Below are 24,165 nucleotides of genomic sequence, written 5' to 3' on the forward strand. Positions count from 1 at the left end.
GCCGGGCGGGGTTACATACACGGGCGGCGGGTGTTCACCCACCGCCCTCTGCCTTGCTATCAGTTCAATACGCTGTCGGCCGATACATATTCATAAGCCAGATCGCGGGCAACTGCGGCATAAGTCACCTTGCCTTCGCAAACATTGAGACCATTGCGCAGATGGATATCATCCTTCAGCGCCTTCTTCCAGCCCTTGTTGGCAATGGCCACGGCATGCACCAGCGTGGCATTGGTCAGTGCCATGGTGGAGGTACGCGCCACACCACCCGGCATATTGGCCACGCAATAATGGGTCACGCCATCCACCACATAGGTGGGTTCCTGATGGGTGGTCGCACGCGAGGTCTCAAAGCAGCCGCCCTGGTCGATGGCCACATCCACCAGCACCGAGCCCGGCTTCATCAGCTTGAGCATGTCCTTGGTCACCAGCTTGGGTGCGGCGGCACCGGGGATCAGCACGGCGCCGATCACGGCATCGGCCACCTTGAGTTCGTTCTCGATGGCATCCTGGGTGGAGTAGAGGGTCTTGATACGACCACCAAAAGCCTCGTCAATTTCCTTCAGGCGCGGCAGCGAGCGATCCAGCAGGGTGACATCCGCCCCCAGGCCAGCCGCCATGCGGGCTGCGTGGGTACCTACCACACCACCACCGATCACGGTGACATGGCCAGGAGCCACACCAGGCACGCCCCCCAGCAGCACACCCGAACCGCCAGCCGATTTTTCCAAGGCCCGCGCCGCCGCCTGGATGGCCATGCGGCCCGCCACTTCCGACATAGGCGCCAGCAGGGGCAAACCGCCACGGCCGTCGGTCACCGTCTCATAGGCGATGGCCACGCAACCGGACTTCACCAGTGCGGCAGTCTGCTCAGGATCCGGCGCCAGATGCAGGTAGGTATAGAGTATCTGCCCTGCACGCAGCATGGCGCACTCCACAGGCTGAGGCTCCTTGACCTTGATGATCATGTCGGCGCGCTTGAAGATTTCCTCGGCCGCCGTCACGATCTGCGCCCCGGCTTCTATGTACTGCTCATCCGGAAAGCCGATAGCCGTCCCCGCGTTGGTCTGCACCAGCACATCGTGGCCGTTGCGCTTGAGTTCCTTGACACCGGCAGGCGTCAAGCCCACACGGTATTCATGGTTCTTTATTTCCTTGGGTACGCCGATCAGCATGATGAGTCTCTCCGTTTATTGATTTGTAGGCTTGTGACCTGCCACCGCTCACCCGCTTGGTGCGTCAAACATTCTCAACGCACCGCCGAGATGCGATGTCAAACATATTAAACACCAGCCCCCAAACACGACACAAGCGCCATCGGTTGTGCGCCGCAATAAACGCTATATCAATGACTTTGCTGCAAAACAGTACTTGTCAGCCGGCCTAAGGCCGTATAATTTCCCACATCGAAGTGTTCACTATATTGGACACTTTACCATTACTCGATAGCAAGGAAGATGCCATGTCACTGGAAGTCAGCACCCGGCTCAAGCTGGTTCGCGAGAAGCATGCCTTGTCGCAGCGCGAACTCGCCAAGCGTGCCGGCGTGACCAACAGCACGATTTCCCTGATCGAGCAGAACCGCGTCAGCCCGTCCATTTCCTCGCTGAAGAAGGTGCTGGATGGCGTGCCCATGAGCCTGGCCGAGTTCTTTACCTTTGATATAGAAGAGCCCGCCCGGCCCTCGCCATTTTTCGAGCCGGGCCAGATGCCCGACATCGGCGGCGAAGGCGTCAACCTCTTCCTGGTGGGCCACGGCGTACAGAACCGCCATATCACCATGCTGCGAGAGGTGTATTGCGCAGGCGCCGATACCGGCGCCGAGATGCTGAGCCACGCCGGCCAGGAGGTCGGCATCGTGGTCAAGGGCGAGATCGAGCTGACCGTGGCAGACCAGAGCCGGGTACTCAAGCCGGGCGAAGGCTATTATTTTGATTCCACCCTGCCCCACCGTTTTCGCAACCTGGGTGGCGACGATGCCGAACTGGTCAGCGCCAGCCTGGTCAGCCCGAATTCGCCGCCCAGTTTTTAGGTTTTAGAGGAATGCTTACCGTTACCGAACAGGCGCCCGGGCCGTAACACTGCAGACCGCATCCTTACCCGCCGCCATCCACCTGCGGCCAAGCACACATGATACAGGCAGTGCTTGCCCCGGCTGGGTCGGCCCTATCATCAACATGCTATCCCCATCGAGAGATCAACCCATGAAACACTACGACAAACTGTTTATCAATGGCGAATGGGTCGCCCCCCATGGCAGCGGTACCACCACGGTCTACAACCCGGCCACCGAAGAAGCCTTCGCCGAAGTCTGCAACGCCGACCTCGACGACGTGAACAGCGCCTTTGCCGCCGCCCGCGCCGCCTTCCCGGCCTGGTCGCGCACCACCGCAGCCGAGCGTGCCGACTACATCCGCAAGCTGCATGCCGCGCTGGAAAAGCGCAAGGACGCATTGGCGCTGGCCATCTCCCAATCGATGGGCTGCCCGCTGGAAATCGCCAAGATCATCCAGGTGAACTGCGTGAAGGCCTTTGAGAAGTTTGCCGACCGCGCCCATGAGATGGAAGTGGAAAAACAGGTCAACAACTCGCTGGTCGTGCGCGAACCCGTAGGTGTCTGCGCCTTCATCACACCCTGGAACTACCCACTGTACCAGTTGATCGGCAAAGTGGCGCCCGCCCTGGCTACCGGCTGCACCATGGTGCTCAAGCCTTCCTCGGTCACGCCCCTGCAGGACATCATCTTTGCCGAAGCGGTTGCCGAAATCGGCCTGCCCAAGGGCGTATTCAATCTGATCACCGGCCGCGGCGGCGTGCTGGGTGATGCCATGGTGACGCACCCGGAAGCCGATATGGTCTCGTTCACCGGCTCCACCGCTACCGGCCGCCGCATCCAGCAGCTGGCCGCAGAGAGCATCAAGCGTGTCTGCCTGGAGCTGGGTGGCAAGTCGCCCTTCATCATTACCGAAGACGCACCGCTGGAGCAGGCTGTCACCTTCGGCGTGAAGGATGTAATGATCAACACCGGCCAGACCTGCATCGCCCTTACCCGCATGCTGGTGCCCGCCTCGCGCTATGAGGAAGCCACCCAGATCGCCAAGCGCGTAGCCGAAAGCCTCAAGGTGGGCGACCCCATGGACAAGGACACCTTCATGGGCCCCATGAGCTCCATGGGCCAGCGCGAGACCGTGCTCAAGTACATCCAGAAGGGTCTGGACGAAGGCGCCAAGCTGGTCACCGGTGGCCTGGAACGCCCGGAAGGCCTGGACCGGGGTGCCTATGTACGGCCCACCATCTTCCGCGACGTGCACAACAAGATGACCATCGCCCAGGAAGAAATCTTCGGGCCGGTCATCTGCATGATTCCCTACACCAACCTGGCCGAGGCCATCGCCATCGCTAATGACAGCGTCTACGGCCTGTCGTCTGGCGTGTGGGCCGCCACCAAGGAAGAAGGCATACGCATCGCCCGCGAGATACGCACCGGCGGATGCTATGTGAACGGCGGCGACTTCAACTACGACGCCCCGCTGGGGGGCTACAAGCAGTCCGGCAACGGGCGCGAGTGGGGCGACTTCGGCATACACGAGTTCTACGAGATCAAGTCTATGCAGCTGTAAGCCCTGGCGCGTTGATACACCGCAGACAGCCCTGGCTTAGGTCGGGGCTGCTTCACATCTGTCTGGCACTATCCGTCTCATGGGCATGCTGTATATGGATTCGGCTATTGAGCCGCAGCCTTTGGATTGCACGTGCTCAACTGGCCTGCAGCTCGGCTCCACGCTGCCCCGTGCAAGGTATGGCATGCTTGCTGACCCGTTCACCCGGACACCCCATGAACACCAGCGAACTACAGCACTATTGCAGCCAGTTCCCCGGCGCGGAGCACCAGCTTGTCGGCCCGCCGGGCAATGTGCTGGTCTATGGCGTGGGCGACAAGCAGTTCGCCTATTTCAAGCTGTCCGACCCAGAAAAATGGCGCTTCAGCATCCGCACCACGCCAGAGCGCTTCCTGGAGCTGACCGATATGCCGGGCATCAAGCCGGCCCGCTACCTGGGGCGTTTTCATTGGGTCACCATCGTCGATGTACGCAGCATGCCGCCGGACTATCTGCAGGAGCTGGTGAGCTGGTCATATAACAAGGTCTTGGCTTCGCTATCGAAAACCAGGCAGGCGCAGCTGCTGCAGCCCTCCGCCTAGGCGCCCCCCAATTTGGAGGATGCACGTGGGACGCAATTACGGTAGCGTGCGACGGCTAACAATCAAAAAATGCAGGAGGAAAACATGAACAGGCTCTCCCTGGCGGCGACCCTCAAACCGGCATTGCTGTGCGGCAGCCTGCTGCTTGGTGGCTGCGCCAACCTGGCGGCAGTCAACAGCTATGCCAGTGACACCCAGCGCCTGACCGCCGCATTCGAACCCATGCTGGCAGGTTCGTCCCATAGTTGCACCGCCAAGTACCTGCGCAAGAAGGCCATTACTGCGCGCGATTTCGACGCGGCCGCAGCCGAGAAGGCGGCCGCTACGCTGTGCGTGCCTATCGAAGCCGACAACAAGGTGATGACCAAGCTTAACGGCCTGCTGGGCCAATACGCCGATACGCTGACTGCCCTGGCCGACGAGCAGCTGCCCAGCTACAAGGGCGAGTTCGGCGGCCTGAAGGACTCCCTTGCCACTGTCAAACGCAAAGGCAGCGACGAGCCATTGTTTGACGATGGCAAACTCAGCGCGATTACCGGGCTGGCAGCCCATCTGAGCCGCATTGCCACTCAGCTCGCGCAGAAGGCTGCGATACGCGACCTGCTGGACCACGAGGTGGCCGTACTGGCGATCACCAATGCGCTGAACGACTACGCCCAGCACAACTACCGTGGGTGGCAGAAGGACGAGCAAAGAGAACTCGTTCTATTGCGTGAGGCGCTGGACAACGCTGGCAAGACCGAACCGCTGGCTGCCAACTACCTCAAGACCCAGCTTTTGGCGGAAGAGAAGCAGATTGCCGCCCGCGAGCAGGCGGTGGAAGCGTTCAGCACCTCCATCCGCGAGTTGCAGCAAGCGCATGCACTGATCAAGCAGAAATACGATCAACCTGACGACAAGGCACTGGCAGCCCAACTCAAGCAGTTTGCCCTGGCCATTGCAAAACTGGACCAGCAGGCCAAAGCCGCCTTCTAGAGCAGCCTGGGCTTGCAGCAAGGAGGAAACCCACCATGGCACCAACCATTAAGCTGACCGACAAGCATGCCTACCAGATAGCCGACACCTTTGCCCAGGCATCGGCCCGCATACTGGACTTCCGTATCGCCCATAGTGCGGCGCTGTCTGACGAGGAAGCCACCGAGCTGGAGAAAGCCGAGGACAGGCTGGACCAGGCCGTAGTCCTGTTCCGTGGCTATGGCATACAGCTGCGGGGCGCGCAGGCCGAGGAGGCCGCCAGCGAGCTGCAGAGCGCCATCCACACCGCCCGGGACACCATCGCCACCATCGATAGCGTCAAGCAGGTGATCAGCACCGGCACTGCCCTGGTGGACCTGACAGTAGCAGTGCTGGACAGGGACGCCAAGGGCGCGCTGGCGGCCAGTCGGCGTATCAGTGCAGCCATCAAGGGCGACGCTAGCGATGCTGCCTGAAGGGCGTGCTTGGCCTATGGCGCGCTTGCTCAAGCTGATCTCCGCCTTCGCACTGATGGCCAGTTTCTTTATGCCGCTCAGCCAGTGCACGCAGAAAGACCCAGCAGAGGGGCCGCATGTACAAAGTGCCGCAACGAGCTATGAATGGCCCAGCACAGGCAGCCTTGTGCTGCTGCTGATGTTCGGCTGGCCGCTGGCGGGCCAAGTGCTGTCCCTACGGCAGCGCCAGCCCACCTGGCAACGCCGGTACCTGACTGTCGTGGCGGAAGTGCTGCTTTCGGCAGCCACGCTGGCGACCATACTGTTCCTGCTGCTGTGGGCTAATGAGGTGCGCTATGGTGCCTATATCGCCATCGCCGCCGTACTGAGCTACCTGCTGCTTGCGGTCTGGCTGGGCTATCAGGGGCTGAAGCAGCAGGTGACCCTGCCAGCAGCGGCTACTTAGGGCCTGTTCACGATCTATTCGCCCCGTGGTGAAAAAATCGTCAACGGGCTCTGAGCCATCGCAGCAGTCGGACAACGCGCCCAGCTCACACTGCCGACACGCTCATCACCCTGCACCCGTCGCAGCTCGCACGCACCAAGACGGTGCACCCACTACACACCCCTCGGCCTCCCCCTAGGCTAAGCCCTTGGCGTATAAAGGCAGATCACACCCGGCACAACCCTTGCGTAAGGTGGATGAGACCATCCAGGGAGCCCATATGCACGCCCTTACCCTCCCCGCACCATCGCACTACGATGAGATGCTGCTGCCCAGTGGGGCCATCCGCCCGCACTATCAGCCTTTTGCCAATTGGCTGCACGCGCAGACACCCGAAGCGCTGGCCAAGAAGCGAGCGGAGGCCGATCTGCTATTCCACAAGGTGGGTATTACCTTCGCCGTATACGGCGACGAAGCCGGTGCCGAGCGCCTGATACCGTTTGATACGGTGCCACGCATCGTGCCGGCCAGCGAGTGGCAGATGCTGGAGGCGGGCCTGCGACAACGGGTTAGCGCACTCAATCGCTTTCTGTGGGACATCTATCACGACCACGAGATCATCAAGGCCGGCCTGGTGCCGGCGGAGCAGGTATTTGCCAATGCACAGTATCAGCCGGCCATGCAGGGGCTGGATCTACCCCATGGCATCTACGCCCATATCACGGGGGTAGACCTGATACGCCATGCCGACGGCGGCTACTACGTGCTGGAGGACAATCTGCGGGTGCCATCAGGCGTCAGCTATATGCTGGAGAACCGCAAGATGATGATGCGGTTATTTCCCGAGCTGTTTGCCCAGTACCCGGTGGCACCCGTAGCGCACTACCCCACCTTGCTGCTGAACACCCTGCGCCACGCCAGCGTGGCTGACAGCCCTACCGTGGTGGTGCTGACGCCCGGCCCGTTCAACTCGGCCTATTTCGAGCATGCCTTCCTGGCCCAGCAGATGGGGGTGGAGTTGGTGGAGGGGCAGGATTTGTTCGTCAAGGACGACTACCTGTATATGCGCACCACCGTCGGCCCCCGCCGGGTGGACGTCATCTACCGCCGCATAGACGATGCCTTTCTGGATCCGCTGGCCTTCCGCGCCGATTCCATGCTGGGTGTGCCAGGGCTACTGTCGGTCTACAAGCAGGGCAATCTGATCCTAGCCAATGCCATCGGCACAGGAGTGGCCGACGACAAGTCCATCTACCCCTATGTGCCAGAAATGATCCGCTTCTATCTGGGCGAGGAGCCGATACTGCACAACGTGCCGACCTGGCAGTGCCGCAAGCCGGCCGAGTTGGACCATGTGCTGACCCATATGGCCGAGCTGGTGGTCAAGGAGGTACACGGCGCAGGGGGCTACGGCATGCTGGTCGGGCCGGCCTCGACGACGGCCGAGGTAGAGGACTTCCGCCTGCGGGTGCGGGCCAACCCCGCCAACTATATCGCCCAGCCCACCCTGTGCCTGTCCAGTTGTCCCACTTTTGTGGAAAGCGGCATTGCGCCGCGCCATATCGACCTGCGCCCGTTTGTGCTGACCGGCCGCGAAACCACCATGGTTGCCGGCGGCCTGACCCGCGTGGCACTCAAGGCCGGCTCGCTGGTGGTCAATTCGTCACAAGGCGGCGGTACAAAAGATACTTGGGTATTGGAGGCCTGAATGAACGCGCACATCGATATCAAGATAGAACGCATCAGCCCCGCCATGGCATCGGGCCTGTTGCCCGACCTTACCGGCTTGCTGATGGATACCGTCAACCACGGCGCCAGCATCGGCTTTCTGGCCCCGCTGGAGCTGGCGCAGGCCCATGCTTACTGGCTGGGTGTGCTGGCCAATATGGGTGATAGCGCCACCCTGCTGTGGGTGGCCCGCGCTGGCGAGCAGGTGGTCGGCACCGTACAGTTGCAAACCTGCCCCCGAGCCAATGGCCGCAACCGGGCCGAGGTCTGCAAGCTGATGGTACATAGCCGCTGGCGCGGCCAGGGCATTGCCAGCCTGTTGATGGCCGCGCTGGAAGGCATGGCCCGCAAGCTGGAGCGGGGCATGCTTTACCTCGATACCGAGGCGGGCTCTGGCGCCGAGGGCCTATACCACTCGCTGGGCTACACCCGCGTGGGTGAGATACCGGACTACGCCGCCAGCCCGGATGGCACGCTGCACCCCACGGCCATCTATTACAAGCAGTTGATAGACCGTAGCCTGGTGCCGCTGGCCGTGGCGGCAGAGAGCGAGGCCTGAATGCTGTCACGCACTGCCTCTCAGCTGTACTGGATGAGCCGCTATCTGGAACGCGCCGAAAACCTGGTCCGCATGCTGGATGTGACCCACTCGCTGTCGCTGCTGCCGCAATCGCGCGGCGCCCTGACCGAGCTGGCCGCGCCGCTCGCTGTCACCGGCTCGCTGGACGCCTTTCACGCCCGCCACAGCAGGCTCGATTCGGAGCAGTTGTTCAACTTCATGGCGCTGGATCAGGACAACCCGGCCTCGGTACTGAGCTGCCTGCGCTTTGCCCGCGAGAACGCCCATGCCGTACGCGGCCAGATCACGGCCGAGATGTGGGAGGCCATCAACGCCAGCTGGCTGGAAGCCAAGGAGATGCCGCGTCGCGGCATACCCAGCGTATCGGCGTTTTTCGACTGGGTGAAGGAGCGCTCGCACCTGTTCCGTGGCGCCACCTATGGCACCTTGCAACGCAATGACGCCTATTGCTTTATCCGCCTCGGCACGTTCATCGAGCGGGCCGACAATACCGCCCGCCTGCTGGATGTGAAGTCCCAGCTGATTGCCCCCGCCCAGGCCAATCTGATGCCGGTAGACGCGCCCGCAGAGAGCGCCCCCGACTTCTACGCCTGGAGCGCGTTACTGCGCTCGCTCTCGGCCTTCGAGGCCTATCACGCGGCCTATCGCGACAGCCTGGATGGCCGCCGGGTGACCGAGCTGCTGATACTGCGGCCCGACGTACCGCGCTCGCTGCGCGCCTGCTGCGACGAGATACGGGCCATCCTGCCGCAGATAGAAGCCGCCGAGGGCGCACTGGATGCCGGCCGGCATGTCAAACAACTGGCTGGCAAGCTGGCCGTGCAGCTGGAGTACGGCTCGGTGGACGAAATCATGGCCCTCGGCCTGCATGACTGGCTTACCGGCTTTCTGACCCGCTCGGCCCGATTGGGCGAGGCCATACGGGCCGCTTACCTGGAGGCAAATTGAGATGGAAGTGGTAATACGTGATGCCAGCGAGGCCGATGCCAAGGTCTTGGCGGCGATCTATTCGGTCTATGTGATGGAGACCACCATTTCATTTGAGGAGGCCCCCGTCCCGCCCGAGGAAATGGCGCGGCGGGTAGCCGAGGTGCAGGCTGGCGGCCTGCCCTGGCTGGTGGCAGAGCAGGGAGGACGCTTGCTGGGTTATGCCTACGCCACCAAGTGGCGCGCCCGCTCGGCCTACCGCTTTGCCGTGGAGAGCTCGGTCTATCTGGCACCCGACGCCAGCGGCCGAGGCGTGGGTACGCGCCTGTACCAAGCGCTGCTGGCACGGCTCAGGGAGGCAGGCCTGCGCACCGTGATCGGCGGGGTAGCGCTACCCAACCCGGCCAGCATAGCCCTGCACGAGAAACTGGGATTCAAGCCCGTAGCCTGCTTCGAGCGCGTGGGCCTGAAGCATGACCGCTGGATAGATGTGGCCTACTGGCAGCTGCAGCTGGAATAGGCCCGCACACCAAAGCGCACCATCCCTTGCCACCATCCATCTGTTCGCATGCGATAGGTGGCCTGATAGGGATGTCGGCGCCCCTTTAGCAGGAGGAAACCCCATGCACCTGGCCATAGATCACGAGACACTGTACCGCTACGACAGCCCGGTGGCCCGCAGCACCCAGTACCTGCGGCTGACGCCACGGCCATCCGATCGCCTGCGCGTCATCGAGTGGCAACTTACCCTGCCCGCACAGGCGGCGCGCGGCCTGGATGCCTACGGCAACGTGCTGCATGTGCTGACACTGGACAAACCGCATAGCGAGATTCGCCTGCATGCCACCGGGGTGGTCGAGACATCGGATGCGGCGCCCTCCCCCATGCGCGACGATAGTCTGCCGCCACAGTTGTTCCTGCGCGATTCGCCATTGACCCATGCCGATGCCGCCCTGCAGGACTTTGCCCAGCAGCACCACGCGGCCGTGGTAGCAAACCGGCTGGCTGGCCTGGGTGCACTGATGCAGGCCGTGGGAGAACGCATGCCTTACACCCCCGGCAGCACGGATGTCGCCACCGCTGCGGCCGATGCCTTTGCCCAGGCGCGCGGGGTGTGCCAGGACCACGCCCATGTCTATGCCACCTGCTGCCGCCTGCTAGGTATACCGGCCCGCTACGTCAGTGGCTACCTGGCGGCCGACGCAGAGCATGTGGCCAGCCACGCCTGGGTAGAGGCCTGGCTGGAAGAAGGCTGGCTGGGGTTCGACGTCAGCAACCAATGCCTGGCCGGCAACCGCCATGTTCCGTTGGCCGTGGGGCTCGATTATCTGGACGCCTGTCCGGTAAGGGGAATGCGGCAGGGTGGCGGAGGCGAAAGCCTCCATGCAGTGGCACGAGTAATGCAGGCCGCGCCATGGCAGGATCAGTGATGACGCCAGGTCGCTGTCAGTTGTGGACGGCTCGCATCAAGCCATCGAAGTCGTAGGGCTTGCCTCGCGCGCTCGATTCGACATAGGCGATATAGGAGAAAAAGTTTCGGCAGCGCAGCAGGATACGATCACGCCCGAGCTCATCGTTATATTTCGCCGCGTCCTGCGCGACCCGACTAAGCAGGGTCGCTTTCACCAGCGCGGCAGACTGGGGCGACTTGACCTTCAGCTCACTGGCGATATAGAGATCCAGCTGCTTGTAGGGATGCACGAACACATCATATCGCCCACCGGTCCACGATTCGTATTGCGATAGCGCGCGGGCGTCGTAGCGTTTCTGGCAGCGCTTCGCCATGTCGCGCCCGCGTGCGTCCACGATGATGGGGATCATCATCTTGCGGAAATAGGCATTATCCTCATCTATCGAGCCTGCTGCGCAGGCCAGGGGCGACAGCGCTGCGACCAGCAGACCAAGAACAGCCGTGCGCGCGCCAGCCTTAGACACGACACAGTGTTGCCACATAGACATATTGCCTTTCCGCTGAGGTGGGATGTGCGCGGGTCTTGCCCACAGCGCTACGCATCCCGTTAAACTGCCTGCCATTCTACTGACTTCCGCCACGCCATGACCTATTGCGTCGCCATGCGGCTGGATACCGGCCTGCTGTTCGCCTCCGACTCCCGCACCAATGCAGGGGTCGACCATATCGCCACCTTCCGCAAGATGCATGTGTTCGAGCAGCCCGGCAAAAGGCTGATCGTGCTGCTGAGCGCCGGCAACCTGGCCACCACCCAGAGCGTGGTGAGCTTGCTGCGGCAGCGGCTGGATGACGATGCGGTCAACCTCTACAACGTCGCCACCTTGTACGATGCAGCCGCCCTGGTAGGCAACACGGTCAAGGAAGTGGTAGCCCGCTACGCCAGCGAAGGCACCCTGGGACAGGGGGTGGATTTTGGCGCCAACTTTATCGTGGGCGGGCAGATACGGGGCGAGACGACGCGACTGTTCCAGGTCTACCCACAGGGCAATTTCATCGAAACCTGCGAGGACACCCCCTACTTCCAGATTGGGGAATCCAAGTACGGCAAGCCCATCATAGACAGGGTGGTGCGCAGTGATACATCGCTGCCCGAGGCCGCCAAATGCACGCTGATCTCGTTTGATTCCACCATACGCAGCAATCTGTCGGTGGGCTTGCCCATAGACATGCTGCTTTACGGTGCTGATACCTTTGCGCCGGCCGCACCGCACCGCATCGATGGCGATGATCCCTATTTCAACAAGCTGCGGCGCGGCTGGGGAGAAGGGCTGCGGCGGGTGTTTGCCAAGCTGCCCGATGCGGACTGGTTTGAATGATGGCGTCCTCGGCCGTACCGTATTGACGCCCAGAGGCACACATACCAATAAAACGAGAGAGGAAGAACCATGCACACCATCCGACTGGCCCTGTTGGCCCTTGCCACTGTCAGCGCACTTGCCGCCAAGCCCCTGGTCATCTGTGCCGATGCTGACCCGGATGGGTTCGATCCGGCCCAGAGCGCCAATACCACTACCCATGCGGCCTCTGCAGCCAAGCTCTACAACAACCTGATCGAATACCTGCCCGGCCCCTTCAAGTTCACCCCCAGCCTGGCAGCCCAGTGGGATATCTCGGCCGATGGCCTGGTCTACACTTTCAAGCTGCGGCGTGGCGTGAAATGGCATAGCACCGACAGCTTCAAACCCAGCCGCGATTTCAATGCCGACGATGTGCTGTGGACCCTGCAGCGGCAGATCGACCCCAGCCACCCCGGCGCCAAGGCCGCGCCCGCAGGTTTCCCCTATGCCAACTCCGGCGACTGGAAGAACCTGTTCAAGAGCGTGGAAAAAATCGACGACCACACCGTCAAGCTGACGCTCACCAAGCCCTATGCCCCCTTGCTGGAGCGCTTTGCCCACCCTGCCCTGGCCATCGTCTCGGCCGAGTACGGCAAGCAGCTCGACAAAGCCGCCACCCCGCTGCTGATCAGCAGCCACCCCGTAGGCACAGGGCCTTATCAGTTGAAGAAGTTCGACAAGGGCGCCCAGGCGCGTTACGACGCCAACCCACGTTACTGGCGGCAAAAGCCGGCCATCGATAAATTGATCATCGCCACCGTCAGCGACCCGGCAGTGCGGGCGCAAAAGCTGCTGGCCGGCGAATGCCATCTTGCCGACACCATCAAGCCGCAAGACCTGCCACGTTTTGACGGCAATGCCCAGTTCGCAGTCACCCCCCTGCGCATCCAATCCAGCAGCCAGCTGTTTTTCAATGTGGGCCGCAAACCATTCGACGACAAGCGGGTACGCCAGGCACTGGCCTCGGTCATAGATCGTGCCGCCATCGTCAAAAGCGTGTACGACGGCCGGGCCGAGACCGCCGCGACGCCTTACTCGCCGCGCAGCCTATGGGGCGTGGAGGCAGTCAGACCTGCTGCGCCCGACTTTAACCGGGCGCGCAAGCTCTTGGCCGAGGCAGGCTACCCCCAAGGCTTTGAAGCGGAAATGTGGGTACGGCCGGGTGGCTCCGGCACCAATCCCAACTTCAAGCTGACCGCCGAGCTGATACAGGCCGACTGGGCCAAGCTGGGTGTCAGGCTCAACCTGGTGAACGTGGAGTGGACTGAACTGGTCAAGAAAGCCCGCGCCGGCGAAGCACCCAGCCTGCTCAGTGGCTGGAGTGGCGCACTCGACCCCGATGGCTTCTACAGCAACCTGGCCAGCTGCGATGCCGCCGGCAATGGCTACAATTTCGCCCAATGGTGCAGCCCGCAGGTCGATGCCGCCCTGGATGCCGCACGTGTCGCCACCAAGCAGGCCGATCGGGCCAAGCGCTATGTGGATGTGCAGAAAATACTGGCCGATGAAGTCCCTTTTACCACCCTGACCTACCCCTTGCAGGTGGTGATACACGACCGCAAGCTGCTGGGGGTGGAGCCCACGGCCGGCGAGAGCTTCAAGGTGGAACAGGTACGCTGGAAGTAAGGTCATGCAGCCTGCCGCCAGGACTCGCGCACCCAACCGTTATCTGATTGCAGCTGGCATTGCCGCGCTGGCGGCTAGCCTGCTGCACCTCACCATCCCCCTTGGTGGGCCCAGCTGGTATGCCTTTTTTGGGGCGCCGGACGGGCTCGTCGCCATGGCCAGGGCCGGCCACTGGTACCCGGTGGTCTGCTGCCTGGTCATCGCCCTGGCCCTGCTGGTGTCCGCCGCCTATGCCTTCTCTGGGGCTGGCATGTTGCGCCGCCTACCGTGGCAGCGCACCGTGCTGCTGGGTATCGCAGCCGTGCTGGTGCTGCGCGGCATCGGATTCATCCCGCTGATGCTGTGGCAGCCCGAGCGCCTGGCCGATATCTGCAACTGCCAGGGTGTGGATGCCTTCCTGGTAATCACCTCCTTGCTTTGCCTGACCATGGGCATGGCCTACGCCCTGGGCACCAGACAACTCTGGCGCTAGCCCGGCTGCTGACAACAGCCCCAGCACCATCCAGCGCCCCGCCACAGGCACGCCTGCCTACACAAGCTCACCTGGCTTTACCGATACAACCAAGAAAGTACCATGCTGAACCGCGCCACCACGCCCTTGCTGATCGCTCTCGGCCTGCTGATCCAGGCCACCACCCTGGCCAGTACCGCCGCCCGCCCCTACACCCTGGAGCACACCGAGGTCCGCAGTGTGCCGTCCAGGATACTGCCGCGCGACTACGAGATATTCGTCAGCCTGCCCGAGTCCTACAACAAGACGCAGAAACGCTACCCTGTGCTATTCATGACCGACGCCAACTACGCCTTCCCGCTGGTGCGCAGCATCAACCGGCGGGTCAACGACTATGGCCGCAATCTCGACGAGGTCATTCTGGTTGGCTTGTCCTATGCCAGGGGCGACAGCCCGATCACCAGCCGCAACCGTGACTACACCCCAACCGATATCGTGCTCAAGAAGACACGCCGACCCGGCCAGGGCGATGGTCCCTATGGCCAGGCCGAACCCTACGGCCGCTATATCAGTGAGGAAGTCCTCCCCTTCGTGGCCCAGCACTACCGTGCCGACATGAGCAAGAAAATCTACGTCGGCCACTCCTACGGCTCGCTGCTGGGGCTGCACCTGCTGTTCCGCAAGCCCGACACCTTTGACTACTATGTCCTGGGCAGCCCCTCGCTCTGGTACGACCGCTACCATATGCTGGATGTAGAGCGCCAATACGCCGCCAGCAACAAGAACCTCTCCGCCCGCGTCCTGATGGTGGCCGGCGCCTTCGAGGCAGTACAGCCAGGCTCGGACAACCCCCGCTATGCCAAGGAGACCGACATGGTGAAGGACATGCAGCGCTTCGAGCAGCAATTGAAGGGGCGCGGCTATCCAGGCTTGTCGATACGCTCGGAAGTCATCAAGGACGAAGACCACCTGACGGTGTTCCCCGCCCTGATTACCCGTGGGCTGCTGTGGGCCTTGCCCAAGCGCTAAGTGCTTGACCGCAGCAAGGCAGGCGCAGGCATCCATCAAATTTTCCGACCTAGAAGTTGATTTCTTTCCGCTATCACCCCAATCGGGCGCTGCTGATAATGGATTCAACTCATTGAAGGAATTCGATCATGTCTCGTCTGCCCAGCCTTTTCATCTCCCATGGTTCGCCCATGCTGGCCCTGGACGCCGGCCCCACCGGCGCAGCCTGGGCCAGGATAGCCCAATCGCTGCCCCGGCCCCGTGCCATACTCGTCGCCTCGGCACATTGGCTGACCAGCCTGCCGGCGGTCAGCACCACCGCCAGCCCCGCCACCATCCATGATTTCCACGGCTTCCCCGAGCCTTTGTTCCAACTCCAGTACACCCCACCCGGCGCCCCCGCCGTGGCCGAGCGCGCCGCCGCCTTGCTGGCAGCCGCCGGGCTGCAAGTGGGTATCGACCCTGGCCGTGGCCTTGATCACGGCGCCTGGGTGCCACTCAAGAACATGTACCCCGCCGCCGATATACCGGTCTTCCAGCTCGCCATACAGCCCCGCGAGCATCCAGCCCATCACCTGCGTGTTGGTCATGCACTGGCCGCCCTGCGGGACGAAGGTGTGCTGATCATCGGCTCGGGTAGCATTACCCATAATCTGCGCGAACTGGAATGGGACGCCCCCGCAGACACCGCCATCAACGAATACGTGCCGGCATTCCAGCATTGGGTGTACGACAAGTTGCTGGTGGGTGACCAGGCCGCACTGCTGGACTACCGCAAACAGGCTCCCGGCGCACAGCGCGCCCACCCGACCGACGAGCACTACCTGCCGCTCTATGTCGCACTTGGTGCGGCAGGGCCCGATGCAAAGGCCGAACGACTGCACACCGGCCTGACCAACGGTGGCTTGGCCATGGATGTTTACGCGTTCCACTAGACTGACGAAGAGCAACAAGCCCTCTTTTCCATCAGCACATTGGACAGGACAGGCACGTTATTCTCCACCTGGAGGAGGCTCACGCTTGTATAGCCTGCGCTACCCGACTGCACCGGCTGGAGGCGCGCGCAGCTGACAGTAGGTAGGTAGGTAGGGCAAGCTCGTACAACAACGCCAGAGGGATAGCTATAGCCGCTCTAAACCAGTGAAGAAGGTGCCCCCTGCCATGCCAGTTGCGGGTAGCGTGGGGCCAGGAGGGTGCTTTCGAACTGCTCTGCCGGCACAGGGCGGCTCAGGTAGTAGCCCTGCATGTAGTCGCAGCCCAACTGCCCCAGAAAATCTCGCTGCTCCGGTGTCTCCACGCCCTCCGCCACCACTTGCAGGCGCAGGCTGTGGGCCAGGGCCACGATGCCAGTGACGATGGCGGCGGCGTCGGGGTCGGTGGTGACATCCTGAGTAAAGGAATAATCGACCTTGAGCGCATTGACCGGAAAACGCTTGAGGTAGCTGAGCGAGGAATAGCCGGTGCCGAAGTCGTCGATCGCCAGGTTCAGCCCCAGCGCCTTCAGCGCGTGCAGGCTGGATACAGCGTCGTGAGCCCGTTCCATCAGCACGCTCTCGGTGATCTCCAGTGTCAGGCAGTGTGGCGGCAGGCCGGTCTCGGTCAATATCCTGTCTACCAGTTCCACAAAGTTGGGTTGGGCCAGTTGCACACCAGAGAGGTTCACAGCCATCTGCAGACGCGGCACACCGGCTGCCAGCCAGCGCTGCGCCTGTATACAGGCGGTGCGTAGCACCCACTCCCCTATAGGTACGATCAGACCGGTTTCCTCGGCCAGCGGAATGAACTCGGCCGGCGAGATCATGCCCCGGTTGGGGTGGTTCCAGCGCAGCAGGGCTTCCATACCAAACAGGTGGCCACTAATGGTCTCGACTTCGGGCTGGTAATGAACCTGCAGCTCCTCGCGCTCCAGCGCCCGGCGCAGGGCACTCTCCAGCCGGAGATGCTCGGACACCGAAGCATCCATGCCGGCTTCGTAGAACTGGAATCCGCCATTGGCCCGCTTGGCCCGATACATGGCGGTATCGGCATGGCGCAACAGGGTACTGGCGTTGTTGCCATCCACCGGGAACAAGGAGATGCCGATACTGGTGGAGATAAAGATATCGTGCCCTTCTATCTCGAAGGGGCTGCCCAGTGCGCGTTCTATCTTCTGTGCGGCGTTGGCCGCTGCCGCCGGGTCTGGCAACTCATCGAGCAGCACGGTGAACTCGTCCCCCCCCAGCCGCGCCACGCTGTCGCTGCTGCGCACGCAATGGCGTATGCGCTGCCCCACCAGCTTGAGCAGCCGGTCGCCTATCTCGTGGCCCAGGGTGTCGTTGACGAACTTGAAGCGGTCCAGATCCAGGAACAACAACGCCAGAGCATGGTCGGTGCGCTCTGCCCGCTCTATGGCCTGCTTGAGCTCTTCGGAGAACTGCGCCCGATTGGGCAGGTCGGTCACGGTATCGTGATAGGCCAGGTGGCGCACATGGCGCGAGGTGCGCGTGGCATCCACCACCCGCCGCACGCGCTGCTGCACCACAGCCAGGTGGATGGGCTTGGTCAGGTAGTCGCTGGCGCCAACGGCAAAAGCCTGCTCTATCGACTGGTTATCGTCCAGCGCAGTAATCATCAGCACCGGGATATCGCGGTACTCCGGCATTTCCTGCAGGCGGGCACAGGCAGTGAAGCCGTCCATGCCGGGCATCAGGCCATCCATCAGTATCACATCAGGTGCGCACTGGCCCAGCAAGACCAGCGCCTCGTTGCCATCGCCGGCCTCCACCACCTGGAAGCCGCCGCGCTCCAGCGCATGGCGCAAGGCCGAGCGGGTGCTGCGGTCGTCGTCCACCACCAGCACTAGGCCCGCATCACCGGTACTTTCCAGCAGCGAGGCCTGCGCGCCTTTCAGCTCCTGCAGCAAGGCCTGCTTGGTCAGCGCATACTCGGCATGCAGTCGGCTGAGCAAGGATTCGGCGTTCTCGGTCTGCCCCACTTCGGCCAGCGCCTCGATCTCGCGTGCCAGGCTGGCGACGGCGCCAGCACCCAGGGTGCTGCTGGCGCCCTTGATGGCGTGCGCAGTCTGGCGCAGGCGTGCTGCGTCCTGTGCGGTGGCAGACTGTGCCAGGGCCTCCAGGTAAACCGGCATATCCTCCAGGTAGGGTTCCACCGCCTGATTGATACGCTCGCCCAGCGCCTCGCGCAGCTTGCCGAACGCCACGGCATCCAGCGGTTCGCGATTCTCGGCCGCTGGCGACTCCTCTGGCGCGGTGCCATCGTTGGGTACCACCACCGGCAACTTGGCCCACTGCCCTATCATGCTGCCTACGGCTCCCAGGGTTAGCGGCTTGGGCAAATGGTCATCCATGCCTGCAGCCAGGCACTTTTCTATATCTCCGCGCTGAATATTGGCCGTCATGGCCACAATGGGCACACGGCCGCCGCCTTCGGCCTCCATCGCCCTGATCGCCGCCGTCGCCTGGTAGCCATCCATATGCGGCATATTGCAATCCATCAATACCAGATCGTACCGTTGCCGCTTGAACGCCCGCAGGGCCTCGTGGCCATCGCCCACGATCTCGACCTGGCATCCCAGCATGGCCAGCATGCTTTCGGCGATGGCCTGGTTGGTACGGTTATCCTCGGCCACCAGCACCCGGCAGCGCCCAGCCAGGCGAGGCGCTTCCACCACCAGTGGCAGCGCAGCCTGCTGATCCTGCTCGGCTATGCAGGCCAGCAGTTTTTCCATCCGCAGGGGCTTGCTCAACAGGGCATCCACGCCCTGCTGCGCGGCAGGTGCCACGCCCAGCCGATTCATGGCAATAATATAGGTGTCGCGCAGTGCCTCTTCGGCGCGTATCTGCTGCGGCAGGTTGCCACCCTCGGGGCTGGCGAAGGCGCTATCCAGTATCACCAGGCTGCATGCCGTGCCGGCTGCAGCCTGTGCCTTGAGCCATGCCAGCGCCTCCACGCTGCCTTGGGCCGCTGTACAGACAAAGCCCCAGTTAGCTAGCGACTGCTCCAGAAAATGCCGTACCGCCGCACTTTCTTCCACCAGCAGCACGCTACGCCCCTGCCAGCCCGGTTGGCGCTCCGGCACGCTGGGTATCTCGCTGGCAGCCTGCAGCGGCAGAGTGAACCAGAAACGACTGCCCTTGCCGTCCACGCTTTCCACATTGATCTCGCCGCCCATCAAGCCCACCAACTGGCGGCAGATGGACAAACCCAGGCCGGAGCCACCAAAGCGCCGGGTTGTCGAGGTATCACCTTGGGTAAAAGAGTCGAAGATGCGTGACTGGGCCTGCTCGCTCATGCCTATGCCGGTGTCCACCACCTCAAAGCGCAGGGTATCGGCATCGGCCAGCGCCACCCTCACCACCACCTCACCGTGCTCAGTGAACTTGATGGCATTGCCGACCAGATTGGTCAGCACCTGGCGGATGCGTGTGGAGTCGCCCTTGACCTTGACGGGCACGTCCGACGCTGCCAAATAGGCCAGGTCCAGGCCTTTCTGATGGGCTTGCGGCGCTAACAGCTCGATCACATCCTCGCTCAAGCGGCGGGGGTTGTAGTCGGTCAATTCCAGTTCCAGCTTGCCAGCTTCCAGCCGCGAGAAATCCAGGATGTTGTTGACCAGATCCAGCAGGTATTGCGAGGAATCCCAGGCCATCTGCACAAACTGGCGCTGCTTGGCCGGCATGGGGGTAGAGATCAGAATATCCAGCGTGCCGATCACGCCATTGAGGGGGGTGCGTATCTCGTGGCTGACGGTGGCAGCAAACTCGGCCTTGAGCGTAGCAAACCGCATGGCCTCGTCGCGTGCCTCGCGCAGCTCCTGTTCGCGCGCCTCCAGCACAGCAATCATGCTGTTGAAGGCCTGGGCCATCTCGGCAATATCGTGGGGGCCGGCCAGATCGGCCCGCACCCCAGTCTGCCCCTGCTCTGCCTGCGCCATGTGCTGCGCCAATTGTGCCAGCGGACGGCTGAGCCTGCGGGTAAGCAGCCGTATCAGGAACAACAGCACAAAGGCCGCCAAGAAGCCGGTGGCGAAGTTGACCACGAAGACTTCAGTCACCATGCGCTTGAGTGTGGCCTTGCTCTGCACCACCCGCACATAGCCTATGCGTTCGCTCTTTTGCTCCTCAACCGCAAAGGGCGAGGCCTCGCCGCCCTCCTTGCCCATAACCGGCGCGATGAAATGCCAGGCTTCATCTGTTTCGCCTTCCAGCATGACCTGGCCGGCCTTGGCAGCCACTTCATCAGCCAGTTGCACCCCCCTGCCGTCCCTGTCCCTGGCCAGCAGCAGCCGGCCGTTGGCATGGCGTATCTCCACCCGGCTGACGTCAGGAAAATCCAGCGCCACCTCGACCGCCGCATTGGCATTCTCAGCAGCGTCGTACAGCAGGGCCAGCTTGCTTTGGCGCGCCAGGCTCTCGGTCACCCCCTCGCCCTGGCCGCGAAGCAATTGCCGTATCTGGCTGCTGCCCTGCCAGGAGCTGGCCATGGACGACAGCAAGGCCAGGCACAGCACCCCAGCGGTCACCGCGATGCTGATCTGTTGCCGGAAATCGGCGTTACGCAGGAATTTGTCGACTAGCTTCATTGCAATCAAGGCTCAGGAAAAACCAAGTCGAAATTTTGCTGAGGCTTGTTGCCAAGATTCAGTCCCAGATGGCTGGCGGTACGCAGATTGACCGCCACCAGTACGTCCTTCAGCGGTACCAAGCCGCTTGCGCCATCCGCATTGGAGAGAGCAACCTGCGCCAGGTTACGGCCCAGGCCCATATTGTCGGGGTACAACGAGAACAGCACTCCCCGCTTGACGTGGCTCAGGCTGCTGGAGAACACCGCGATATTGCGGTTCCAGGCCTCTTGCAGCACCAGCGGCAGCACAGCCGATTCCTCCACGGTGGTGCTGTCCTGCGGTAGCCAGACCGTATCGTGGCGTGCATCACTGCTGCTGAAGATACTCTGGTAGTGCTGCATGGCCGTCTTGAGGTCGGTCGCCTCGCGCACCTGCAGCTCCAAGCCCTGTGCCTTGGCCGCCGTGCGGGCCAGTTGCATCAGCCAAGCGTTCTGCCTCGGGTCGCACACTACATAGACGCGGCGCGCCTGTGGCACCAGCAGCTTGAGCCGGGCAAACATCAGCTCAGGATCAGGCGCCAGGCTATGCACAGCCACACCACGGGCCTCGCTCTCAGGCACCGCCAGCACCCCGCCGGCTACAATACTCAGATTGCTGCCCTCCAGGGCGTTGGCCGCCCGTAGGCCATTGCGACCCAGGGCAATCACAGCCCGCACATTCTGGCGCTTGAGCTCGCCTGCCAGCTCCTGAGTATTCAGTTTATTGCCGACGGCATAGCTGGCTACCCGCACACGGGCCTTGTCCTCTATACCCTCGATAATCTTGGTGAACACACTGCGATACGGTTCGCCGATATCGGGATACAGCACCGCAATCTGGCTGCCGCTCAGCGCGGCCAGCCGCAGCAGGCTGCTTTGCTGCGGCCCGGCAGCCATGGCAACCAGCTCGGCTTTCTGGCCGTTGAGGGCGACGCGGAAGAGGGCGACTTCAGTGGGGACAGCCACCCCGTATGCCAGAAGCGCAGCATCGGGACGGTAAGTGAACAAGCCAGCAATATCCACCACCTGTGCAGCGAAAACAGGGGTGCTGAATATCAACAGCACGCAAGCAACCAAGCCACGGCACGCTTGCGCGAAACCGCTGACAAGTAAGGACTGATTGCCTGTAAGGCTGCTCCTGAAAGCCGCTGCTATGGTCATGGCCTGGGTTACGCCGCTACATTGACGGCTTGTTGGTCTTGTTCTCAAGCAGACTATATGTCGAGTTGCCAGCAAACGAAACAGGCGTTTGACCAGGCGTCCTCACATGCGGTAGCTGGCTTGCAACATCCAGTTCCGCCCAGGTTGCGGCAAATCCTTGGCTATCAAGCCCGGCGAGACACTGGGCTCACGTATATCGGCATCAAACAGGTTGCTGATAGCTAGCGTCAGATCCCACTTTCCCTTGCCTTGCTTGCTGGTAATTGCAACATCCACATTGGTGTAGTCTGCCACCGGTGTACGGGTATCGCCTGCAACCCGCTTGCGTCCTGCAACACGGCTGATCTGGCTGCTCAGCAACCAACCATCATCAATACGCCACTCTGCGCTGCCATAGGCGAGGTGATGGGGAGCGTTTCCTGCATCCTTGTTGGTCAATTTATCGATAGTGCGCTGACGTGCATAGTTAAATGCCAGTTTTAGATCACGCGCCACATCCCAGGCCGCCTCAAGCTCCAGGCCACGGCCAGTCTGCTGACCGATGTTGTTGTAGGTAAGGCCGGTCCCTGCTACCGCATTGGGCGATGTCCTGATCAGGTCACGGGCATCATAGCGATAGGCGCTCAGGTTCAGATGGACATCCCGTCGTGGCTGCCAGGCCACGGCAGCCTCAGTCGTCCGCACCGTCTCAGGCTTTAGGTTGATATTGCCGCGTATGGTTGGATTGTTGGCACTGTAAAACTCTCCAAACGACGGCGCCCGGAAAGCCCGGCCATAGAGTAGCTTCGCAGTCAGGTTATATCGTGCGTCCCACACCAGCGCCAGACGCGGGTTGGTGGTTGATCCAAAATCGTTATAGCGATCATGCCTTACCCCAGCCGTCAGTGCCCAATCCTTTGCCAGCGTCCATTCATCCTGTACGTACGCATAGTTCACAGTACGCTTTTGCGGCAGCAAATAAGGCGCGATATTGGTGTAGTCCTTCACAGGCCCTGCTGGAACGGGCAGGCCGCTGGCCGTAAACGTAAAGTTCTTCAACTCCCTTATACGGTAGAGATCGACACTGTCGTGGCCCATCCCAAACCGTAAAGCATGGCCCACCCAGCCGTTATAAGTAAGAAAGCCAGAAAAACGGATTTGCCGCTCCCAGAACTCCGGCGACCCGATCATCCCATCCGGAAACAGCCCCGATGGAAAACGCATACCTGCCGGATAGAGTATCAATGGCGATGGTATGGTCTGGCGATAGTAAAGGTAGCTGGCACTGAAACCCGCACCGGTATTGGGTAGCACCTGCGCATCCAGCCAGGATAAATCGGAATTCATGCGGCGGCTCTGCGTCTTGCCTGTGGGGTCCAATGCCGAGGTAATCCCGGCACCGGTCCCCACATCGTCACGTAGCTTGTAGCCGCTACGCCAGCGCCATTTGCCGTAAGACAAATCAAGACTGGCATCCACTGCCTTGTAGTCCACATTGATCGTGCCTGGTGCCCGCGAAACCTTGGTGCCAAATGCCGCATCATTGCGCGTCTGTGCGTCGGAATCGATGACCTCCTTGCTGCCGTCGGTCTTGCCCGCATGCAGATAGGCGGCTACCGATATAGGCCCTACCTGGCCGCCGTGAAGTACCCAGGCGTCCTGGCTGGAAAACGACCCGAGGCGCACGCCAACCTGGGTACCTTCGCTTTCCGCCGCCGTCTTGGTCACGATATTGATTACGCCGGAATAGGCATCAGCACCATAGAGCGCCGAACCCGGACCACGTATGACTTCTATCCGCGCAATGTTCTCTATTGGCAACTTGCCCCAGATATTGCCCCGATTGCCGGTAAATAGAATGGTCATCGGTATCCCATTCTGCAGCATCAGTGTCTGTGGATTGAGCAGGCTGTTCACCCCTCTGATCACGTACAGAGGGCTGTAGCTGTTGGCCGAGCGCGAAACGTGCAGGCCAGGTACTGCCTTGAGCACCGTGTCCAGATCGGTTGCACCCATCGCCTCGATGTCGGCGGCAGTAATGACCGACGCCACCGACGGTGCACGACGCAAGCTCTGCTGGCTACCCGTGGCAATCGTGATCGTCGTCTGATCGCCATATGCCTGGGCCAGGTCCTCTTCAAGCACTGGCTCATCGGCATGCGCCCATGTTGCCAGGCCAGCGAATAGCAAAGAGGTCACCAGGGTGGTGTGCTTGATATGCATCGTATCGCTCCATCAGGG

General features: G+C 62.0%; 21 protein-coding genes. 16 read left to right on the plus strand and 5 right to left on the minus strand.

Going from position 1 to position 24,165, the window contains the following annotated elements:
- Positions 1-59: 59 nt before the first annotated feature.
- Positions 60-1,175, minus strand: coding sequence for an alanine dehydrogenase (gene ald, locus QQK16_RS17935; RefSeq protein WP_284197851.1), 1,116 nt, complete (start codon positions 1,173-1,175; stop codon positions 60-62).
- A gap of 287 nt (positions 1,176-1,462) precedes the next feature.
- Between ald and QQK16_RS17940 the strand changes: the two genes are divergently transcribed.
- The 11 genes from QQK16_RS17940 (at position 1,463) to QQK16_RS17990 (ending at position 10,720) form a co-directional block, all read left to right on the plus strand.
- The gene (locus QQK16_RS17940; protein WP_284197852.1) at positions 1,463-2,032 is read left to right on the plus strand and encodes a cupin domain-containing protein; all 570 of its coding nucleotides are present in this window, start codon (positions 1,463-1,465) and stop codon (positions 2,030-2,032) included.
- A 172-nt stretch (positions 2,033-2,204) separates the two neighbouring features.
- On the plus strand, positions 2,205-3,620 hold the full coding sequence (locus tag QQK16_RS17945) for an aldehyde dehydrogenase family protein (RefSeq protein ID WP_284197853.1): 1,416 nt from the start codon (positions 2,205-2,207) through the stop codon (positions 3,618-3,620).
- A gap of 215 nt (positions 3,621-3,835) precedes the next feature.
- Positions 3,836-4,201: an MmcQ/YjbR family DNA-binding protein gene (locus QQK16_RS17950; protein ID WP_284197854.1), complete on the plus strand. Its 366-nt coding sequence runs from the start codon at positions 3,836-3,838 to the stop codon at positions 4,199-4,201.
- A gap of 84 nt (positions 4,202-4,285) precedes the next feature.
- Positions 4,286-5,176: a hypothetical protein gene (locus tag QQK16_RS17955; protein ID WP_284197855.1), complete on the plus strand. Its 891-nt coding sequence runs from the start codon at positions 4,286-4,288 to the stop codon at positions 5,174-5,176.
- A gap of 35 nt (positions 5,177-5,211) precedes the next feature.
- Positions 5,212-5,631: a hypothetical protein gene (locus tag QQK16_RS17960; protein ID WP_284197856.1), complete on the plus strand. Its 420-nt coding sequence runs from the start codon at positions 5,212-5,214 to the stop codon at positions 5,629-5,631.
- 16 nt (positions 5,632-5,647) lie between these two features.
- Complete coding sequence (locus tag QQK16_RS17965) at positions 5,648-6,076, plus strand: hypothetical protein (protein ID WP_284197857.1); 429 nt, start codon at positions 5,648-5,650, stop codon at positions 6,074-6,076.
- A 259-nt stretch (positions 6,077-6,335) separates the two neighbouring features.
- Positions 6,336-7,763: a circularly permuted type 2 ATP-grasp protein gene (locus QQK16_RS17970; protein WP_284197858.1), complete on the plus strand. Its 1,428-nt coding sequence runs from the start codon at positions 6,336-6,338 to the stop codon at positions 7,761-7,763.
- Complete coding sequence (locus QQK16_RS17975) at positions 7,764-8,342, plus strand: GNAT family N-acetyltransferase (RefSeq protein WP_284197859.1); 579 nt, start codon at positions 7,764-7,766, stop codon at positions 8,340-8,342.
- Positions 8,343-9,311 (plus strand): alpha-E domain-containing protein, encoded by a 969-nt coding sequence (locus tag QQK16_RS17980; protein WP_284197860.1) that lies wholly within the window; start codon positions 8,343-8,345, stop codon positions 9,309-9,311.
- A gap of 1 nt (position 9,312) precedes the next feature.
- A complete protein-coding gene (locus QQK16_RS17985) occupies positions 9,313-9,810 on the plus strand; it encodes an arsinothricin resistance N-acetyltransferase ArsN1 family B (RefSeq protein WP_284197861.1) in 498 nt (165 codons plus the stop codon).
- 103 nt (positions 9,811-9,913) lie between these two features.
- Positions 9,914-10,720, plus strand: coding sequence for a transglutaminase family protein (locus tag QQK16_RS17990; RefSeq protein WP_284197862.1), 807 nt, complete (start codon positions 9,914-9,916; stop codon positions 10,718-10,720).
- Positions 10,721-10,736: 16 nt separating this feature from the next.
- Here the strand turns inward: QQK16_RS17990 and QQK16_RS17995 are convergent, their stop codons facing one another.
- Positions 10,737-11,249 carry a hypothetical protein gene (locus QQK16_RS17995; RefSeq protein WP_284197863.1) on the minus strand — a complete coding sequence of 171 codons (513 nt, stop codon included), beginning with the start codon at positions 11,247-11,249 and terminating at the stop codon, positions 10,737-10,739.
- Positions 11,250-11,345: 96 nt separating this feature from the next.
- On the opposite strand from QQK16_RS17995, the gene QQK16_RS18000 reads away from it, so the two are divergent.
- The 5 genes from QQK16_RS18000 (at position 11,346) to QQK16_RS18020 (ending at position 16,118) form a co-directional block, all read left to right on the plus strand.
- A complete protein-coding gene (locus tag QQK16_RS18000; protein ID WP_284197864.1) occupies positions 11,346-12,077 on the plus strand; it encodes a proteasome-type protease in 732 nt (243 codons plus the stop codon).
- Between the two features lie 69 nt (positions 12,078-12,146).
- Entirely contained in the window at positions 12,147-13,724 is a 1,578-nt protein-coding gene (locus QQK16_RS18005) for an ABC transporter substrate-binding protein (protein WP_284197865.1), read from the plus strand.
- A gap of 4 nt (positions 13,725-13,728) precedes the next feature.
- Entirely contained in the window at positions 13,729-14,196 is a 468-nt protein-coding gene (locus QQK16_RS18010; RefSeq protein WP_284197866.1) for a hypothetical protein, read from the plus strand.
- A 102-nt stretch (positions 14,197-14,298) separates the two neighbouring features.
- The gene (locus tag QQK16_RS18015; RefSeq protein ID WP_284197867.1) at positions 14,299-15,204 is read left to right on the plus strand and encodes an alpha/beta hydrolase; all 906 of its coding nucleotides are present in this window, start codon (positions 14,299-14,301) and stop codon (positions 15,202-15,204) included.
- 128 nt (positions 15,205-15,332) lie between these two features.
- Positions 15,333-16,118, plus strand: a complete 786-nt coding sequence (locus tag QQK16_RS18020) for a dioxygenase family protein (RefSeq protein ID WP_284197868.1) — start codon at positions 15,333-15,335, stop codon at positions 16,116-16,118.
- A gap of 197 nt (positions 16,119-16,315) precedes the next feature.
- Here QQK16_RS18020 and QQK16_RS18025 read toward each other — a convergent pair whose 3' ends face one another.
- From QQK16_RS18025 to QQK16_RS18035, 3 genes are all read right to left on the minus strand, one after another.
- On the minus strand, positions 16,316-20,764 hold the full coding sequence (locus QQK16_RS18025) for an EAL domain-containing protein (RefSeq protein ID WP_284197869.1): 4,449 nt from the start codon (positions 20,762-20,764) through the stop codon (positions 16,316-16,318).
- Positions 20,765-20,769: 5 nt separating this feature from the next.
- Positions 20,770-21,849, minus strand: coding sequence for an ABC transporter substrate binding protein (locus QQK16_RS18030; protein WP_284197870.1), 1,080 nt, complete (start codon positions 21,847-21,849; stop codon positions 20,770-20,772).
- Between the two features lie 198 nt (positions 21,850-22,047).
- Positions 22,048-24,147, minus strand: a complete 2,100-nt coding sequence (locus QQK16_RS18035) for a TonB-dependent receptor plug domain-containing protein (protein ID WP_284197871.1) — start codon at positions 24,145-24,147, stop codon at positions 22,048-22,050.
- Positions 24,148-24,165: the final 18 nt, after the last annotated feature.

The organism is Chitinimonas prasina (assembly GCF_030160395.1).
In the GTDB taxonomy this organism is placed as follows: Bacteria; Pseudomonadota; Gammaproteobacteria; order Burkholderiales; family Chitinimonadaceae; genus Chitinimonas; species Chitinimonas prasina.

Excerpts from the sequence above, each read along its gene's own strand:
- ald (WP_284197851.1), bottom strand. The coding sequence starts at position 1,175 with ATGCTGATCGGCGTACCCAAGGAAATAAAGAACCATGAATACCGTGTG.
- QQK16_RS17940 (WP_284197852.1), top strand. The coding sequence starts at position 1,463 with ATGTCACTGGAAGTCAGCACCCGGCTCAAGCTGGTTCGCGAGAAGCAT.
- QQK16_RS17945 (WP_284197853.1), top strand. The coding sequence starts at position 2,205 with ATGAAACACTACGACAAACTGTTTATCAATGGCGAATGGGTCGCCCCC.
- QQK16_RS17950 (WP_284197854.1), top strand. The coding sequence starts at position 3,836 with ATGAACACCAGCGAACTACAGCACTATTGCAGCCAGTTCCCCGGCGCG.
- QQK16_RS17955 (WP_284197855.1), top strand. The coding sequence starts at position 4,286 with ATGAACAGGCTCTCCCTGGCGGCGACCCTCAAACCGGCATTGCTGTGC.
- QQK16_RS17960 (WP_284197856.1), top strand. The coding sequence starts at position 5,212 with ATGGCACCAACCATTAAGCTGACCGACAAGCATGCCTACCAGATAGCC.
- QQK16_RS17965 (WP_284197857.1), top strand. The coding sequence starts at position 5,648 with ATGGCGCGCTTGCTCAAGCTGATCTCCGCCTTCGCACTGATGGCCAGT.
- QQK16_RS17970 (WP_284197858.1), top strand. The coding sequence starts at position 6,336 with ATGCACGCCCTTACCCTCCCCGCACCATCGCACTACGATGAGATGCTG.
- QQK16_RS17975 (WP_284197859.1), top strand. The coding sequence starts at position 7,764 with ATGAACGCGCACATCGATATCAAGATAGAACGCATCAGCCCCGCCATG.
- QQK16_RS17980 (WP_284197860.1), top strand. The coding sequence starts at position 8,343 with ATGCTGTCACGCACTGCCTCTCAGCTGTACTGGATGAGCCGCTATCTG.
- QQK16_RS17985 (WP_284197861.1), top strand. The coding sequence starts at position 9,313 with ATGGAAGTGGTAATACGTGATGCCAGCGAGGCCGATGCCAAGGTCTTG.
- QQK16_RS17990 (WP_284197862.1), top strand. The coding sequence starts at position 9,914 with ATGCACCTGGCCATAGATCACGAGACACTGTACCGCTACGACAGCCCG.
- QQK16_RS17995 (WP_284197863.1), bottom strand. The coding sequence starts at position 11,249 with ATGTCTATGTGGCAACACTGTGTCGTGTCTAAGGCTGGCGCGCGCACG.
- QQK16_RS18000 (WP_284197864.1), top strand. The coding sequence starts at position 11,346 with ATGACCTATTGCGTCGCCATGCGGCTGGATACCGGCCTGCTGTTCGCC.
- QQK16_RS18005 (WP_284197865.1), top strand. The coding sequence starts at position 12,147 with ATGCACACCATCCGACTGGCCCTGTTGGCCCTTGCCACTGTCAGCGCA.
- QQK16_RS18010 (WP_284197866.1), top strand. The coding sequence starts at position 13,729 with ATGCAGCCTGCCGCCAGGACTCGCGCACCCAACCGTTATCTGATTGCA.
- QQK16_RS18015 (WP_284197867.1), top strand. The coding sequence starts at position 14,299 with ATGCTGAACCGCGCCACCACGCCCTTGCTGATCGCTCTCGGCCTGCTG.
- QQK16_RS18020 (WP_284197868.1), top strand. The coding sequence starts at position 15,333 with ATGTCTCGTCTGCCCAGCCTTTTCATCTCCCATGGTTCGCCCATGCTG.
- QQK16_RS18025 (WP_284197869.1), bottom strand. The coding sequence starts at position 20,764 with ATGAAGCTAGTCGACAAATTCCTGCGTAACGCCGATTTCCGGCAACAG.
- QQK16_RS18035 (WP_284197871.1), bottom strand. The coding sequence starts at position 24,147 with ATGCATATCAAGCACACCACCCTGGTGACCTCTTTGCTATTCGCTGGC.